This window comes from Halobaculum sp. CBA1158, assembly GCF_021431925.1.
Classification (GTDB): Archaea; Halobacteriota; Halobacteria; order Halobacteriales; family Haloferacaceae; genus Halobaculum.
Map to the genome: position 1 here is coordinate 817,465 of NZ_CP090371.1, position 14,826 is coordinate 832,290.

The window sequence follows — 14,826 nt, forward strand, 5'->3', positions numbered from 1 at the left end:
ACTATGGCAGGACAAACACCCAAAGAGATCGGCGGCATCAACTTCGGGCTCATGGACCCGGAGACGTATCGGGACATGTCCGCGACGAAGGTCATCACCGCGGACACCTACGACGACGACGGCTTCCCCATCGACATGGGGCTGATGGACCCGCGGCTGGGCGTCATCGACCCCGGACTGGAGTGTCGCACCTGCGGCAAGCACTCCGGGTCGTGTAACGGGCACTTCGGCCACATCGAACTGGCCGCGCCCGTCATCCACGTCGGCTTCACCAAGCTCATCCGTCGGCTGCTGCGCGCGACCTGCCGTAACTGCGGTCGCCTCGCGCTCACCGCCGAAGAGAAGGAGGAGTACAAGGACAAGCTCCAGCGGACGAAGGACCTCGGCGGCGACCCGACGGACGTGCTGAAGTCGGCGGTCCGGCAGGCCCGCAAGGCGAGCACGTGCCCGCATTGCGGCGAGCCGCAGGCGGACATCAAACACGAGAAGCCGACCACCTACTACGAGGTGCAGGACGTGCTCTCGGGGGACTACTCCGAGATCATCACCCGCGCGATGCAGCCCGACGAGGAGGAGGACGCCGAGGCGATGTCCCCGATGGATCTGGCCGACGAGACGGACATCGCGCTCGACCGTATCAACGACATCCTCTCCGGGGAGTTCCGCCCGCGCAAGGAGGACCGCAAGGCGATCGAGCGGGCCCTCGACATCGACCTCACTATCGAGGACATGAACAAGCTGATGCCCAGCGACATCCGCGACTGGTTCGAGGACATCCCCGACGAGGACCTCGAGCCGCTGGGCATCCACCCTCAGAAGTCGCGACCGGAGTGGATGATCCTGACCGTGCTCCCCGTGCCGCCGGTCACGACGCGCCCCTCGATCACGCTGGACAACGGCCAGCGCTCGGAGGACGACCTCACCCACAAGCTGGTCGACATCATCCGGATCAACCAGCGGTTCATGGAGAACCGCGAGGCCGGCGCGCCCCAGCTCATCATCGAGGACCTCTGGGAGCTGCTCCAGTACCACGTGACGACGTTCGTGGACAACGAGATCTCCGGCACGCCGCCGGCGCGTCACCGCTCGGGCCGACCGCTGAAGACGCTCTCTCAGCGCCTCAAGGGCAAGGAGGGTCGCTTCCGCGGCTCGCTGTCCGGGAAGCGCGTGAACTTCTCCGCGCGGACCGTCATCAGCCCCGACCCCACGCTTAGCCTGAACGAGGTCGGCGTCCCCGAGCGGGTCGCCGAGGAGATGACGCAGGTGATGAACGTCTCCGAGCGCAACCTCGACCGCGCGCGCCAGTACGTGCGCAACGGCCCGGAGGCCCACCCCGGCGCGAACTACGTCAAGCGCCCCGACGGTCGCCGGCTGAAGGTGACCGAGAAGAACTGCGAGGAGCTGGCCGAGAAGGTCGAGGCCGACTGGGAGGTGAACCGGCACCTCGTCGACGGCGACATCGTGATCTTCAACCGGCAGCCCTCGCTGCACCGGATGTCGATCATGGCCCACGAGGTCGTGGTCATGCCGTACAAGACGTTCCGGCTGAACACGACCGTCTGCCCGCCGTACAACGCCGACTTCGACGGCGACGAGATGAACATGCACGCGCTCCAGAACGAGGAGGCCCGCGCGGAGGCGCGCGTCCTCATGCGCGTGCAAGAGCAGATGCTCTCGCCGCGCTTCGGCGAGAACATCATCGGCGCGATCCAGGACCACATCTCGGGCACGTACCTGCTGACCCACGACAACCCCGAGTTCACCGAGACGCAGGCGCTTGACCTGCTCCGGGCGACCTCGGTCGACGAGCTTCCGGAGCCGGACGGGACGAACGACGCCGGCGAGCCCGTCTGGACCGGTCGGACGGTGTTCTCGGAGCTGCTGCCGGACGACTTGAACCTCGAGTTCACGTCCTCGGCGGGCGACACCGTCCGGATCGAGAACGGCCAGCTCGTCGAGGGGACCATCGACGAGGACGCGGTCGGCGGGTTCGGCGGGGAGATCGTCGACACGCTGACGAAGGTCTACTCGAAGACCCGCGCCCGCGTGTTCGTCAACGAGGTGGCGTCGCTGGCGATGCGCGCCATCATGCACTTCGGCTTCTCGCTGGGCATCGACGACGAGTCGATCCCGCCGGAGGCGAACGAGCAGGTCGACGAGGCGATCGGCTCGGCCTACGAGCGCGTCCAGGAGCTGATCGCGACGTACGACGCGGGCGAACTCGAGAGCCTGCCCGGTCGCAGCGTCGACGAGACGCTGGAGATGAAGATCATGCAGACGCTCGGCAAGGCCCGCGACTCCGCGGGCGAGATCGCCGAGGACCACTTCGAGGACGACAACCCGGCGGTCATCATGGCCCGCTCGGGCGCGCGTGGGTCGATGCTGAACCTCACGCAGATGACCGGCTGCGTCGGTCAGCAGGCGGTTCGCGGCGAGCGCATCAACCGCGGCTACGAGGACCGAACGCTCGCCCACTACGAGCCGAACGACCTCTCGGCCGAGGCGCACGGCTTCGTGGAGAACTCCTACCGCTCGGGGCTGACGCCCGAGGAGTTCTTCTTCCACGCGATGGGCGGCCGCGAGGGGCTGGTCGACACGGCGGTCCGGACCTCCAAGTCCGGCTACCTCCAGCGCCGGCTCATCAACGCGCTCTCTGAGCTGGAGGCGCAGTACGACGGCTCGGTGCGGGATACCTCCGGCACCATCGTCCAGTTCGAGTTCGGCGAGGACGGCACCTCGCCGGTGAAGGTGTCCTCCAACGAGGACAGCCCGATCGACGTCGAACAGATCACCGACCGCGTCGTCGACGCCGAGTTCGCCTCCGAAGAGGAGAAGGAGCGCTTCCTCGGCCGCAAGGAGCCGCCGACGAACCTCTCGGAGTACGCCGGGCCCGGTCTCGACAAGGCCGGCGGCGTGGGGGTGAGCGATGACTGACGCCGGCTCGGTCGACCGCTTCGTCGACGCCCACGAGTCGGTCACCGAGGACATCGCGCTCGTCGTCGAAGACACGGAGCTCCCGCGGCGGCTGAAGAACGAGATCTACGAGAACATCGACGGCCGCGGCGGCGTGACCGCCGAGCAGGCCAACGAGATCGCCCAGGCCGCCGAGTCGCGCTACCTCGACACGCGCGTCGACCCGCTGGACCCCGTGGGAACGGTGAGCGCTCAGAGTATCGGCGAGCCCGGGACGCAGATGAGCGTCCCCGCCGACGAGCGCGTCGTCATCCGTCGCGGCGGTGAAACGGACGTGACCGAGATCGGCCCGCTCGTCGACCGGCTCATGGAGTCGCAGGACGTTCGCGAGATCGACGGCCACGAGGTCGCGCTCGCGCCTGACGAACTGGAGGTCCCGAGCCTCCGCGAGGACGAGCAGGTCGAATGGAAACCCGTCGAGGAGGTCAGCCGCCACGAGACGCCCGACGAGTTGCTGCGGTTCGAACTGGAGTCGGGACGGACGATCCGCGCGACGAAGGCGCACTCGTTCGTCACCCGGCGTGACAACGAGGTCGTCCCGGTCGCCGGCGACGAACTGGACGAGGGCGACTGGCTTCCCGTCGTTGCAGACGTGGGCGCGTCCGCGGACGCACCGGAGACGGTCGACGTCCGTGAACACCTCTCGGCCGAGGACTACTGGTTCACGTCGACGCTGACGGACGGCGGTGCGGCGGCCACGGACGGGACGTTCCCTGTGGGCGACGAGCAGGTCGCCAACAAGCGGAACTCGCTCGACGCTGGCGAGATCGAAGAGGGGTACGCGTACCCTGTCGGCGGTAACGTCGGTCTGCCCGAGGAACTCCCGCTTGACGAAACAACCGGATTCTTCGTCGGCGCGTTCCTCGCCGAGGGTAACCTGACGGACTACTACGTGTCGGTCTCGAACGTCGACGCCGAGTTCCAAGAACGAGTCCGTGCGTTCGCGGAGCGGTTCGACCTCTCGGTGAACGAGTACGAGAACACGAGCGGCTTCGCGGACAGCTACGACATCCGCGTGAACGGGACGGTGCTCGCGGACCTGCTGTGTGCGACGTGTACCGAGGGCGGCGAGAAAGTCGTCCCCGGCTTCGCATTCGGCGCACCCGACGAGTTCGTCCGCGCGCTGCTTCGCGGCTACTTCAGCGGCGATGGGAACGTGGGAAGGAACTCGATCCGAGCCAGCTCAGTCAGCAACCGACTCACCGCAGGTGTCGCGCTGCTGCTGTCGCGGGTCGGCGTCTACGCCACGCTCGGTGAGACCGATGACTCGCGTACGCTTCGGATTCCCGCGAAGCACGTCCGGCGGTTCAACGAGCGTGTCGGAATCGTCGGCGAACGCGGCGACGAACTTGCCGAACTGGCCGCGACGGTCGACCCGGACGGTCCGGACGCGACCGACCAGATCCCGAACTTCGGTGACGCGCTTGGGGAGGTCGCAGCGGACGCCGGCATCCCGAGCAGACAGGTGAACGCTGCCTCCAACCGCCAGCGGATCGGCCGTAATCGCCTCGCCCACTTCGTCGACGAAGCCACCGAGGCCGGTGTCGACTCAGCAGCGCTCGCCGACCTCGAACGGGCAGTTGACTGCGACGTGGTCTGGGACCGAATCGCCTCGATCGAGGCGGTCGAGAGCGACCACGAGCACGTGTACGACTTCTCCGTCGAGGGACTGGAGACGTTCACCACCGCCGAGGGCGTCATCACACACAACACGATGAACACGTTCCACTACGCGGGCGTCGCGGAGATGGACGTGACTCAGGGGCTGCCGCGGCTCATCGAGCTGGTGGACGCCCGGAAGACGCCGGACACGCCGATCATGGTCGTCCACCTCGACGACGAGCACGCCACCGACCGCGAGAAGGCCCACGAGGTCGTCTGGCAGCTGGAGGCGACGAAGATCCTCGCGCTGGGCGACGTGTCGACCAACGTCGCGGACATGGTCGTCAGCGTCGACCTCAACGAGGAGACGCTGCTGGAGCGGTGGCCGACCCACGACGACCCGACCGAGGTCGCCGGTATCGTCGCCGACACCATCGAGGACTCGCTGGGCGTCAGCACGCGCCACTCGGGAACGAACATCCAGTTCGGCCCCGACGAGCCGAGCTACCGCCAGCTGCTCCAGTTAGTCGAACAGCTGCGCGAGATCGTGTTCAAGGGGATCGAGGAGGTGACCCGCGTCGTCATCCGCAAGGAGGAGGTGGACGACGGCGACGAGGAGTACGTCCTCTACACCGAGGGGTCGGCGTTCGCCGACGCCCTGGAGATCGAGGGCGTCGACGCCTCGCGGACGACGTGTAACAACATCCACGAGATCTACCGGACGCTCGGCGTCGAGGCCGCCCGCGAGACCATCATCAACGAGACAATGGAGACGCTCGAGGAGCAGGGCCTCGACGACGTGAACATCCGCCACCTGATGCTCGTCTCGGACATCATGACGAACCGCGGCACCGTCGAGTCGATCGGTCGCCACGGCATCTCCGGGTCGAAGGACTCCGTGCTCGCGCGCGCGGCGTTCGAGGTGACGGTGAACCACCTGCTCGACGCCGCGATCCACGGCGAGGCGGACGACCTCAACGGCGTCATCGAGAACGTCATCGTCGGGAAGCCCGTCTCGATCGGCACCGGCGACGTGGACCTCCGGATGGGCTCTGCGCCCGACCCGAAGTCCGCGGACGACTGACGGTGCGCGTCGAGATCACCGACGAGGCGCGCCGGTACATCGGCACGTTCGACGACCTCGTCGGCGTCGCGCCGCTGGACTGCCTCGTGTTCGACGGCGGCGACCGCCTCGTGTTCCTCCTCCCGGCGGGGGAGATGAGCGAGGCGATCGGTCCCGGCGGCCGCACCGTCGACCGCGTCGAGGACCGCCTCGGCGCGAGCGTCGAACTGGTCGAGGACGCCGACACGCCCGAGGCGTTCGTCGCGAACGCGCTCGCGCCGGCGGCAGTGCGGGGCGTGACGGTGAGCGATCAGGGCGATACCGTCGCGTACGTCGAGGTGATCGACGCCGACCGCGGCGTCGCCATCGGCACCGACGGACGCAACATCGAGACGGCGCGAACGCTGGCCGAGCGCCACTTCGACATCGACGACGTGCAGTTAGCCTGACCGTCGCCCGGGTACGCACCGACTGTTCTTCGGGCCGGACGCGGACGGACGTACGGGTGACGCCGATTCAGTCCGAGCCGCTCCCGGTTCCGGTGACGGTCGTCGTCGCGACGCTCGCGATCGGGACCGACCGGAGTAGCCTCTGACCGGACGGTTCCGACGATGACCGACGGACTCGTCGGACCGACGCCGTTTACTTTCAGACAGGCTTGGGTGGACGTTGTGAGCGTCGACATCCCGGAGGAGATGGCCACAATCACCGAGCGGCACGCGGGCGAGAAACTGCGCTTCTTCGCGGTCGTCGACCCCGACGACCGCGAGGTCGACCCCGTCAGGCTCCGGTCGGATCTGGAGTGGACCGAGAACCGCGAACAGTTGGTCCAGGGGGAACTGATGGAGGTCGTCGCCAAGGAGAGCTACGAACAGGAGATGAACGCGACGAACGTGAACCAGATCATCAAGGTCGCTGACGACAAGGTGCTGTTCACGGGGTTCGTCGCCGACGACGTGGTCGTCGCCGCCTTCGATCGGGGAATATTCGGATCGTTGCCGCCCATCGTCTCGGAGTTCGCCGAGTTCATGCGCGCGCACGACATCGACTTCGTCTCCCTGGAGATGTAGCGGACGGCCGGCGCGGTAGCGACGCCCGCAGAGAGGCGTATCCAGGCCGAAACGCTCGCTACAGTCGTGATCTGATCTGTGAGACTCCCTCAGATCCCGCGAGAGGTACCGCTAATCGCCTCTCACGTCGTTTCTCCGCATACGAAAGGGAACCCTTAGGTAGCTCGGCCGAAAACGAGGTGCTACGATGGCGAACGGCAAATACGCCGCGCGCAAGCTCAAGAAGGACCGCCAGAAGCGACGGTGGTCCGACTCGGAGTACGCGCGCCGCGAGCGCGGTCTCTCGGAGAAGTCAGATCCCCTCGAAGGTGCCCCCCAGGGCCGCGGTATCGTCCTGGAGAAGGTGGGTATCGAGGCGAAACAGCCCAACTCGGCGATCCGGAAGTGCGTCCGGGTCCAGCTCATCAAGAACGGGAAGCAGGTCACCGCCTTCTGCCCGGGCGACGGCGCGATCTCGTTCATCGACGAGCACGACGAGGTCACCATCGCGGGGATCGGCGGCGCGAAGGGTCGCGCGATGGGCGACCTCTCGGGCGTCAACTACAAGGTCGAGAAGGTGAACGGCGTGTCGATGATCGAACTCGTCCGCGGTAACGCGGAGAAGCCCGTCCGATAATGAGCGAGTCAGAGCAAGACGCCGACGCCGAGGCCGAGGCACCGGAACCCGACGCGCCCGCCGACTCCGAGCAGGCCGTCGAGAACGCCCTGCTGTTCGGCGAGTGGGACGTCTCCGAGATCGAGTACTCCGAGCCGTCGACGCGACGGTACATGAACGTGACCCCCATCGCCCACACGCAGGGGCGTCACGCCTCGAAGCAGTTCAAGAAGTCCGAGATCTCGCTGGTCGAGCGGCTCGTCAACCGCCTGATGCAGACCGAGGAGAACACGGGCAAGAAGGAGCAGGCCCAGCGGATCGTCCGCGACGCCTTCGACGAGATCCACGCGCGCACCGAGGAGAATCCGGTGCAGACGCTCGTCGAGGCCGTCGAGAACGCCGCGCCGCGCGAGGAGACCGTCCGCCTGAAGTACGGCGGCATCTCCGTCCCGAAGGCGGTCGACGTCGCGCCCCAGCGCCGCGTCGACCAGTCGCTGAAGTTCATCGCCGAGGGCGTGCTGGGCTCCAGCTACAAGACGACGACCAGCGCCTCCGAGGCGCTCGCCGACCAGCTCATCGGTGCCGCGCGATACGACGTGCAGACGTACTCGATCTCCCAGAAGGAGGAGACCGAACGCGTCGCCGCCGCCGCGCGCTGAGCCGTTCGCGCCGTTTTCGTCGCGAACGCCCGACATCGAATCGACAGCGACAGCGACGGCGTCGGCGACGCTGGCGTCTCGCTCCCCACGCGCTCGGCCGACCCGTCGCCTCGCCTAGCCGCGGTTGTGGACGTTCGTGCTCCCGCACTCCGGACAGCGCGTGAGCCTGCCGAGCGTCGGGTCGGAGACGTGGTCCCACGCGTCGCTCCCCGTCGGTTCCTCGAAGCCGCAGCCGTCGCAGGTGAGTACGCTCGCGGGCGGCATGGGCGGCCGTACGACGCCCGAGAGAATAGGCGTGTCGACGTGTCACCGATCGATGACGTGTCCGCCCGGTCGAGTCGCCGACGGTCAGGCGTCCTGTCCGTAGCCCTCGAACTGTTCGATGGCGGTGTCGAGTTCGGACTCCAGGAGCTCAACCGGGTCGCCTACGGCGGACGACTGGAGGTAGAGCCGGGAGAGGTCCTCGACGTGCGTCGTGTGCTCGAGGGCCGTCTCGACGTCGTCGGCCGTGACGACCAGACCGTGGTTCTCGATGAACGACGCCGTCGCGTTCGCCTCCTCCATGGCGGCGACGACGTTCGCCGCGAGTTCCTCGGTGCCGTAGGGCGCGTACTCGGCGACGGGGACGCGCTTCCCGACCGAGACGATCATGTAGTGGATGGGCGGGAGTTCCTCGTGGAGCACCGCCATCGTCGTTGCCCACGGCGAGTGGGTGTGGACGATGGCGTCTGAGCCGTAGCCGCGGTAGATGTGGCGGTGCATCGGCACCTCGCTGGAGGGCTTCATCCGGCCGGCGACGCGCTCGCCGTCGAGGTCGACCACGGGCACGTCGCCGGCGTCGAAGGCGTCGTAGGCGACGCCCGTCGGCGTGACGGCGAAGCGGTCGCCGTCGCGGACGCTGAGGTTGCCCGTCCGGCCGGGCGTCAGCCGGGCGAGTTCGGGGGCGTACTCGACGACCGCCTCGCGGGCGTCCGCGAGCACGTCGGGCGCGGCGTCGCTCACAGCGCCACCTCCGTCACCCCCGACAGCGAGTCGATCCGATGGTCGGGCGTTCGGAGCTCCCCGAGATCGTCGTCTCCCCCGCCGATGTCGGCGTCCGGACCGTTGAACAGCGCCGTCTCCATGCCCAGCGCGTTTCCGCCCTCGATGTCGTTCGCGGGGGAGTTGCCGACGACGAGCGCCTCCGAGGGCGTCCGGTCGAGTCGGGCCAGCGCGGTCGTGAACACGGGTGCTGCGGGCTTCTCCCGGCCGACCTCCTCGCTGGTCACGAACGCGTCGAGGTGTTCGTCGACGCCCAGGCGCGCCAGCTTGCGGAGCTGAACGCGGGTCGTGAGGTTCGTCACGACCGCGACGGCGACGTTGGCCTCCCGGAGCGCCGCGAGCGTCTCGAGCGCGTTCTCGAAGGCGACCATCTCGTCGAGGTACGCGTTCCAGTAGGCGTCGCCGAGCGCGCGCGCCAGTCCGGCGTCGAAGGGGCCGGGGAGGTCGTCGACCAGCCGCGTGTAGTAGATGTGGCGGCTGTGGCTGGCGGCGGTCGCAGGTATCTCCCGCTTGGTCGCGCGGCGGGCGCGGGCGCGACTCGCCTCGAACCCGTCGGCGTCGAGGGTGCCGCCGCGGTCGCGGTACGCCTCGAAGGCGGCGCGCTTGCCCGCCTCGTTGCACGGATCGTACGGGTAGAGGGTGTCGTCCAGATCGAACAACACGGCGTCGACCGTCATACCGAGCGCTCGGGCCCCCCGCCGCATAGGTGTTGGCGTCCGCGCGCGGACCCGCGAACGTGGACCACACCGGGGGAACGGCTATACTCCCCGAACCGGCATCCGGACACGTGTTCCCCGAGGTCATCGAGACCGACCGCCTCAGGCTCGAACGGCTCTCCCGCGAGCGCGTCGACGCGCGAACCCTGTACGAGGCCGCCTCCGACCGGAGCCCGACGATCGACGAGGAGACGGCGTACCTCCCGTGGTCGCCGGTCGACACCCTCCGCGAGGCCGAGGAGCGGCTGGCGGAGTTCGAGCGCAGTTGGGACGAACGCGAGCGCGCGGAGTGGGCGATCCGGCCGCGCGAGCACGAGACGGGAGCCGGCGAGTTCGCGGGGACGGCCGGACTGATCTGTCGGTGGGAGAACGACCTCGCGTTGCCCGCGATCTGGCTCCGTGAGTCGTTCTGGGGGCGGCGATACTCGGGCGAGCGCGCCGACGGGCTCCTCGAGGTGGCGTTCGATCGGCTCGACATCGGCGTCGCAGCGGTGCCGATCCACGGCGACAACGACCGCTCGCGCCGGGCCGTCGACCGGTACGTCGACCGCCACGGCGGCCGGTACGAGGGGCTGCTCCGCAACCACGCGGGACGCTACGACGAGCCGGCGGACCACCACCGCTTCTCGGTGAGCCGCGAGGAGTGGCGCGAGGCGGGCGGCGCTCGCACCACCGTTCGGTATCCCGACGCGGACGAGTGATTCCGCTGCGTCCGCGACCGTCCCGGGTGGAGCGGTCGCTCGGGGACGGTTGTCCACCCGGTGACGACTCGCCGAGTCAGCGCTGCCGAGCACGGACGACCCGGCCGAGGGTTCAAATACGAACACGGAACCACCGACGAGCACGGGCGATGGGTCGCGCCCGTTCGGCTCGCGAGCCACACCTGCCCCGCTCTCTCGGGCGCTCCCGGCACGTCCGATCGGTGAACGAGTGGGGCTCGATCCGGCAGCGAGCGACGGCTCCGTCGAGTCGTCGCGTCAGTCGGCGGCCGCGGGTCCGCCGGCGTCGGCGTCGACGGCGTACAGGCGGGCGGCGTCGACGAGCGCCTTCCGGTACTCGGACTCGGAGGGGTCCTCCGCGAGCGATCGGAACAGCCGCGTGAACGCCGACACGTCGACGTCGGGGGCGTCGTCGGCCGCCGCGTGCGCGAGGTCGTACAGTCGGTGGTCGTCGTCGACGAGGTCGTGGCGCTCGCACATCGCCAGCGCGAACGCGGCGTTGACGGCGGTGATGTCGGGGTCGGAGCCGGCGGTCAGTCGCCGGGACTCCGGTCTGGGTCGCGCCCGCGGTCGGTCGGCGACGGCCGCCGCGAGTCGCGACTCGAGGAAGGTGACGAGCTTCCCGCCCGGCCCCACCGAGAGGGTGATGTCGTCGGCGTAGACGTCCTTCATGTGGTTCGCGATCTGATAGCAGTGCGTGAGCTTCCGGCGTTCGACGGAGGCCCCCGACAGCGCGAGAAACAGCGCCTCGTCCGTCGACTGGTGGTGCGAGGGGTGCGACTCCTCGTAGCGGGCCATGTGCGACAGCTCGTGGAGCGCGAGTTCGCGCGCCATCGCCGAGGTGGCGGCCTGTCGCGAGATGTTGAGCACGTGGCGGTCGTCGTAGTGGCCGGCCCAGGTGCGCTCCTCGGGACTGTCGCGAACCCGGACCTCCACGGGCAACGAGAGGTCGCGTTCCGTCTCGAACAGCGACGCCGCCCCGAGAAAGGGATCGGGCGGAACGGAGCCGCGGACTCGGATGTCCATGTGTGGAATTACCATGGGGTGGGCAGGTATGACTCTTGTGCCGATCCGACGGGACTCGGAGGGACAACTCGGACGAGTACCGGCCTCGCGCACCGATCCACGGATGTGCGTTTCGCACGCAACCATCACGTACAATTATGATGATTAGGTGGGACGTGTGCACGGATGAGCGAATCGGAATCCGAGTCGCTGTACGAGCGCCTGGGCGGCGCGTACGACATCGCCGGCGCTGTGGACGTACTGACCGAGCGGCTGTTCGAGAACGACACGGCGAATCAGAACCCCGTCACGGCCGAGTTCCACGAAACGCACGACCCTGCGGGGTTCAAGTACCTCGTGACCGCCTGGACTATCGAGCACGCCGGCGGGCCGGAGGTGTACCCCGGCCGGGAGATGGACGAGGCTCACGAAGAACTCGAGGTCACCGAACTGGAGTTCGACGTGGTCCGCACGGAGATCAAGGCGACTCTGTATCACGTCGGCGTCCCGGAGCCGGAGACGCGAGAGCTGATGGGGATCATCGACATGTTCCGGGACGAGGTCGTGGCCGACAACCACCGAGACGAGAACTGGAGCGCCCCGTAGCGTCCCGGGCGAGGGTCGACCGACACCGTTCGTTCCGTCCTGGCGGGTCGGCACGTGGCTCGCCGACGCGAGCGGTCCAGACGGGCACGAGACGCCGTACCACGGTGTTTCCCACTATGACTCGGCGGTTTCGGCGACGGCAAAGCACTACCCTTTTGGCCGGGCGGAGAATACCGGTCGGTAATGGGCCGACGCAAGAAAATCGTACAGGAATGTGAGGAACTGATGGACGAGCCGGAGCAGATCCGGAACATCGCCATCGCTGCTCACGTCGACCACGGAAAGACGACACTTACTGACAATCTCCTCGCGGGCGCGGGCATGATCGCCGACGCGGACGAGGCGACGCAGCTCGTGATGGACACCGAGGAGGACGAGCAGGAGCGCGGGATCACCATCGACGCGGCGAACGTCTCGATGACCCACGAGTACGAGGACGAGAACCACCTCATCAACCTCATCGACACGCCCGGCCACGTCGACTTCGGTGGGGACGTGACCCGCGCGATGCGCGCCGTCGACGGCGCGCTCGTCGTGGTCGACGCCGTCGAGGGCGCGATGCCCCAGACGGAGACCGTCGTCCGGCAGGCGATCCGCGAGGGCGTCAAGCCGGCGCTGTTCATCAACAAGGTCGACCGCCTCATCTCCGAGCTTCAGGAGGGGCCCGAGGAGATGCAGCAGCGACTCCAGGCGGTCATCTCGGACGTGAACGAGCTCATCCGCGGGATGACCGAGGAGATGGACGACATCACCGAGGACTGGACGGTCTCCGTCGAGGAGGGCACCGTCGGGTTCGGGTCGGCGCTGTACAAGTGGGGCGTCTCGCTCCCGTCGATGCAGCGCACCGGCATGTCGTTCGCCGACATCATCGAGCTGGAACAGGACCACAAGCGACAGGAGCTCCACGAGCGGACGCCGCTGTCGAACGTCGTGCTCGACATGGTCGCCGAGCACTTCCCGAACCCGCTGAAGGCGCAGCCGTTCCGCGTCCCGCGCATCTGGCGCGGCGACAACGACTCCGACATCGCCGAGGACATGCGGACGGTCAACCGCGACGGCGACATCGTCTTCATGGCGACCGACATCGGGATGGACCCCCACGCCGGCGAGATCGCGACGGGTCGCGTCTTCTCCGGTACGCTCGAGAAGGGCCAGGAGCTGTACGTCTCCGGCACCGTGGGCAAGAACCGCGTCCAGTCGGTCGGGATCTACATGGGCGGCGAGCGGGAGGAGCTCGACCGGGGCGTTCCAGCCGGGAACATCGCGGCCGTCACCGGCCTCAAGGACGCCATCGCCGGCTCCACCGTCTCCGACAAGGAGATGACGCCGTTCGAGTCGATCGAGCACATATCCGAGCCGGTCATCACGAAGTCCGTGGAGGCGCAGAACATGGACGACCTGCCGAAGCTCATCAAGACGCTCCAGCAGGTCGCCAAGGAGGACCCCACCATCCGCGTGGAGATCAACGAGGACACCGGCGAGCACCTCATCTCCGGGCAGGGCGAGCTTCACCTCGAGGTCATCACCCAGCGCATCCAGAAGAACCAGGGCATCCCGGTGCAGACCGGTGAGCCGATCGTCGTCTACCGCGAGCAGCCCCAGGGCGAGTCCCGCGAGGTCGAGGGCGTCTCCCCGAACCGCCACAACAAGTTCTACATCACCGTCGAGCCGCTTCCGGACGACGTCGTCGAGACGATCAAGCTCGGCGAGGCGTCGATGGACATGCCCGAACTGGAGCGCCGCGAGGCGCTGCAGGAGGCGGGGCTGGACAAGGACACGTCCCAGGAGGTCGAGCACATCCACGGGACGAACATCCTCATCGACGACACGAAGGGGATCCAGCACCTGAACGAGACGATGGAGCTGGTCATCGAGGGCCTCGAGGAGGCGCTCGACGACGGTCCCCTCGCGGCCGAGCCCGTGCAGGGCGCGCTCTTGCGCCTGCACGACGCGCGGCTGCACGAGGACACCATCCACCGCGGTCCGGCGCAGGTCATCCCCGCCGTCCGCGACGCGGTCCACCGCGCGCTCATCGACGCGGAGGTCAAGCTCCTGGAGCCGATTCAGGACGTCCGCATCGACGTGCCGAACGCCCACATGGGCGACGCCTCCGGGGAAATCCAAGGCCGTCGCGGTCGCGTCGACGACATGTACCAGGAGGGCGACCTCATGGTCATCGAGGGCATCGCGCCCGTCGAGGAGATGATCGGCTTCTCCAGCGACATCCGCTCGGCCACCGAGGGCCGCGCCTCCTGGAACACGGAGAACGCGGGCTTCCGCGTGCTCGTCGACAACCTCCAGCGCGAGAAGATCATGGAGATCCGCGAGCGCAAGGGCATGAAGCTCGAACTGCCGCAGTCGATCGACTACATCTGAGGAAGGCCCGGCCGCCCGCGGTTGCGGCCGACCCGCGGTTCGTTCTCTCTTCGCGTTCGACCTCGCTGTCGCACGAGCCTCAGCGTCGAACTCTCGACGATCGAGCGTCTTCTCCGAGAGACCGTCGGCGATTCCACAGGATCGTTCACGACCTGGCAAGCATCGCCACGGTAGAAGGCTTATCACCTCCCCGTCTACACGAGAGAGACATGCCAGTTGGCACGACCCACGGTCGGCGCGACGGCTGCAGACAGCACACCCAGCCCCGCACGCCGATCACAATTATCGGGTCGAACGCCACACCGTCCGACGGAACACGGACGACGCGGACCGCCGGCGGACCGGTCGCGACCGCCGCCGCGGCCGTCGCGGGGACGCCGACCGAACGGGGTGACCGGTAG

General features: G+C 68.0%; 14 protein-coding genes. 10 read left to right on the forward strand and 4 right to left on the reverse strand.

The window, feature by feature from the left end; translation table 11 throughout:
• The first annotated feature begins 3 nt into the window (after positions 1-3).
• The 6 genes from Hbl1158_RS04365 to Hbl1158_RS04390 all read left to right on the forward strand — a co-directional run bounded on the left by Hbl1158_RS04365 (position 4) and on the right by Hbl1158_RS04390 (position 7,962).
• On the forward strand, positions 4-2,934 hold the full coding sequence (locus Hbl1158_RS04365; protein ID WP_234298842.1) for a DNA-directed RNA polymerase subunit A': 2,931 nt from the start codon (positions 4-6) through the stop codon (positions 2,932-2,934).
• Positions 2,927-5,659 (forward strand): DNA-directed RNA polymerase subunit A'', encoded by a 2,733-nt coding sequence (locus tag Hbl1158_RS04370; RefSeq protein ID WP_234298843.1) that lies wholly within the window; start codon positions 2,927-2,929, stop codon positions 5,657-5,659. Before Hbl1158_RS04365 ends, Hbl1158_RS04370 begins: the two co-directional genes overlap by 8 nt.
• Positions 5,660-5,661: 2 nt before the next feature.
• Positions 5,662-6,087 carry a NusA-like transcription termination signal-binding factor gene (locus tag Hbl1158_RS04375; RefSeq protein WP_234298844.1) on the forward strand — a complete coding sequence of 142 codons (426 nt, stop codon included), beginning with the start codon at positions 5,662-5,664 and terminating at the stop codon, positions 6,085-6,087.
• A 162-nt stretch (positions 6,088-6,249) separates the two neighbouring features.
• Positions 6,250-6,708 (forward strand): hypothetical protein, encoded by a 459-nt coding sequence (locus Hbl1158_RS04380; protein ID WP_234298845.1) that lies wholly within the window; start codon positions 6,250-6,252, stop codon positions 6,706-6,708.
• A 187-nt stretch (positions 6,709-6,895) separates the two neighbouring features.
• A complete protein-coding gene (locus tag Hbl1158_RS04385; RefSeq protein WP_073306653.1) occupies positions 6,896-7,324 on the forward strand; it encodes a 30S ribosomal protein S12 in 429 nt (142 codons plus the stop codon).
• On the forward strand, positions 7,324-7,962 hold the full coding sequence (locus Hbl1158_RS04390; RefSeq protein ID WP_234298846.1) for a 30S ribosomal protein S7: 639 nt from the start codon (positions 7,324-7,326) through the stop codon (positions 7,960-7,962). The genes Hbl1158_RS04385 and Hbl1158_RS04390 overlap by 1 nt, the downstream gene beginning before the upstream one ends.
• Positions 7,963-8,076: 114 nt before the next feature.
• On the opposite strand, the gene Hbl1158_RS04395 is transcribed toward Hbl1158_RS04390, so the two are convergent.
• The 3 genes from Hbl1158_RS04395 to Hbl1158_RS04405 all read right to left on the reverse strand — a co-directional run bounded on the left by Hbl1158_RS04395 (position 8,077) and on the right by Hbl1158_RS04405 (position 9,680).
• Positions 8,077-8,226 carry a zinc ribbon-containing protein gene (locus tag Hbl1158_RS04395; RefSeq protein ID WP_234298847.1) on the reverse strand — a complete coding sequence of 50 codons (150 nt, stop codon included), beginning with the start codon at positions 8,224-8,226 and terminating at the stop codon, positions 8,077-8,079.
• An 84-nt stretch (positions 8,227-8,310) separates the two neighbouring features.
• Positions 8,311-8,964 carry a class II aldolase/adducin family protein gene (locus tag Hbl1158_RS04400; RefSeq protein WP_234298848.1) on the reverse strand — a complete coding sequence of 218 codons (654 nt, stop codon included), beginning with the start codon at positions 8,962-8,964 and terminating at the stop codon, positions 8,311-8,313.
• The gene (locus Hbl1158_RS04405; RefSeq protein WP_234298849.1) at positions 8,961-9,680 is read right to left on the reverse strand and encodes an HAD family hydrolase; all 720 of its coding nucleotides are present in this window, start codon (positions 9,678-9,680) and stop codon (positions 8,961-8,963) included. Before Hbl1158_RS04405 ends, Hbl1158_RS04400 begins: the two co-directional genes overlap by 4 nt.
• 110 nt (positions 9,681-9,790) lie before the next feature.
• On the opposite strand from Hbl1158_RS04405, the gene Hbl1158_RS04410 reads away from it, so the two are divergent.
• Entirely contained in the window at positions 9,791-10,420 is a 630-nt protein-coding gene (locus Hbl1158_RS04410; RefSeq protein WP_234298850.1) for a GNAT family protein, read from the forward strand.
• 276 nt (positions 10,421-10,696) lie between these two features.
• Here the strand turns inward: Hbl1158_RS04410 and Hbl1158_RS04415 are convergent, their stop codons facing one another.
• Positions 10,697-11,464 carry a DUF5781 family protein gene (locus Hbl1158_RS04415; RefSeq protein ID WP_234298851.1) on the reverse strand — a complete coding sequence of 256 codons (768 nt, stop codon included), beginning with the start codon at positions 11,462-11,464 and terminating at the stop codon, positions 10,697-10,699.
• 165 nt (positions 11,465-11,629) lie between these two features.
• Between Hbl1158_RS04415 and Hbl1158_RS04420 the strand changes: the two genes are divergently transcribed.
• The 3 genes from Hbl1158_RS04420 to Hbl1158_RS04430 all read left to right on the forward strand — a co-directional run bounded on the left by Hbl1158_RS04420 (position 11,630) and on the right by Hbl1158_RS04430 (position 14,826).
• Positions 11,630-12,049 carry a group 1 truncated hemoglobin gene (locus Hbl1158_RS04420; RefSeq protein ID WP_234298852.1) on the forward strand — a complete coding sequence of 140 codons (420 nt, stop codon included), beginning with the start codon at positions 11,630-11,632 and terminating at the stop codon, positions 12,047-12,049.
• Between the two features lie 183 nt (positions 12,050-12,232).
• Complete coding sequence (locus tag Hbl1158_RS04425; RefSeq protein ID WP_234298853.1) at positions 12,233-14,425, forward strand: elongation factor EF-2; 2,193 nt, start codon at positions 12,233-12,235, stop codon at positions 14,423-14,425.
• Between the two features lie 209 nt (positions 14,426-14,634).
• A complete protein-coding gene (locus tag Hbl1158_RS04430) occupies positions 14,635-14,826 on the forward strand; it encodes a hypothetical protein (RefSeq protein WP_234298854.1) in 192 nt (63 codons plus the stop codon).

What these genes read in the sequence shown, in the direction of transcription:
- Hbl1158_RS04430 (WP_234298854.1), top strand. Translation starts at nt 14,635, where the DNA reads ATGCCAGTTGGCACGACCCACGGTCGGCGCGACGGCTGCAGACAGCAC.
- Hbl1158_RS04365 (WP_234298842.1), top strand. Translation starts at nt 4, where the DNA reads ATGGCAGGACAAACACCCAAAGAGATCGGCGGCATCAACTTCGGGCTC.
- Hbl1158_RS04380 (WP_234298845.1), top strand. Translation starts at nt 6,250, where the DNA reads ATGACCGACGGACTCGTCGGACCGACGCCGTTTACTTTCAGACAGGCT.
- Hbl1158_RS04405 (WP_234298849.1), bottom strand. Translation starts at nt 9,680, where the DNA reads ATGACGGTCGACGCCGTGTTGTTCGATCTGGACGACACCCTCTACCCG.
- Hbl1158_RS04415 (WP_234298851.1), bottom strand. Translation starts at nt 11,464, where the DNA reads ATGGACATCCGAGTCCGCGGCTCCGTTCCGCCCGATCCCTTTCTCGGG.
- Hbl1158_RS04395 (WP_234298847.1), bottom strand. Translation starts at nt 8,226, where the DNA reads ATGCCGCCCGCGAGCGTACTCACCTGCGACGGCTGCGGCTTCGAGGAA.
- Hbl1158_RS04390 (WP_234298846.1), top strand. Translation starts at nt 7,324, where the DNA reads ATGAGCGAGTCAGAGCAAGACGCCGACGCCGAGGCCGAGGCACCGGAA.
- Hbl1158_RS04385 (WP_073306653.1), top strand. Translation starts at nt 6,896, where the DNA reads ATGGCGAACGGCAAATACGCCGCGCGCAAGCTCAAGAAGGACCGCCAG.
- Hbl1158_RS04425 (WP_234298853.1), top strand. Translation starts at nt 12,233, where the DNA reads ATGGGCCGACGCAAGAAAATCGTACAGGAATGTGAGGAACTGATGGAC.
- Hbl1158_RS04420 (WP_234298852.1), top strand. Translation starts at nt 11,630, where the DNA reads ATGAGCGAATCGGAATCCGAGTCGCTGTACGAGCGCCTGGGCGGCGCG.
- Hbl1158_RS04370 (WP_234298843.1), top strand. Translation starts at nt 2,927, where the DNA reads ATGACTGACGCCGGCTCGGTCGACCGCTTCGTCGACGCCCACGAGTCG.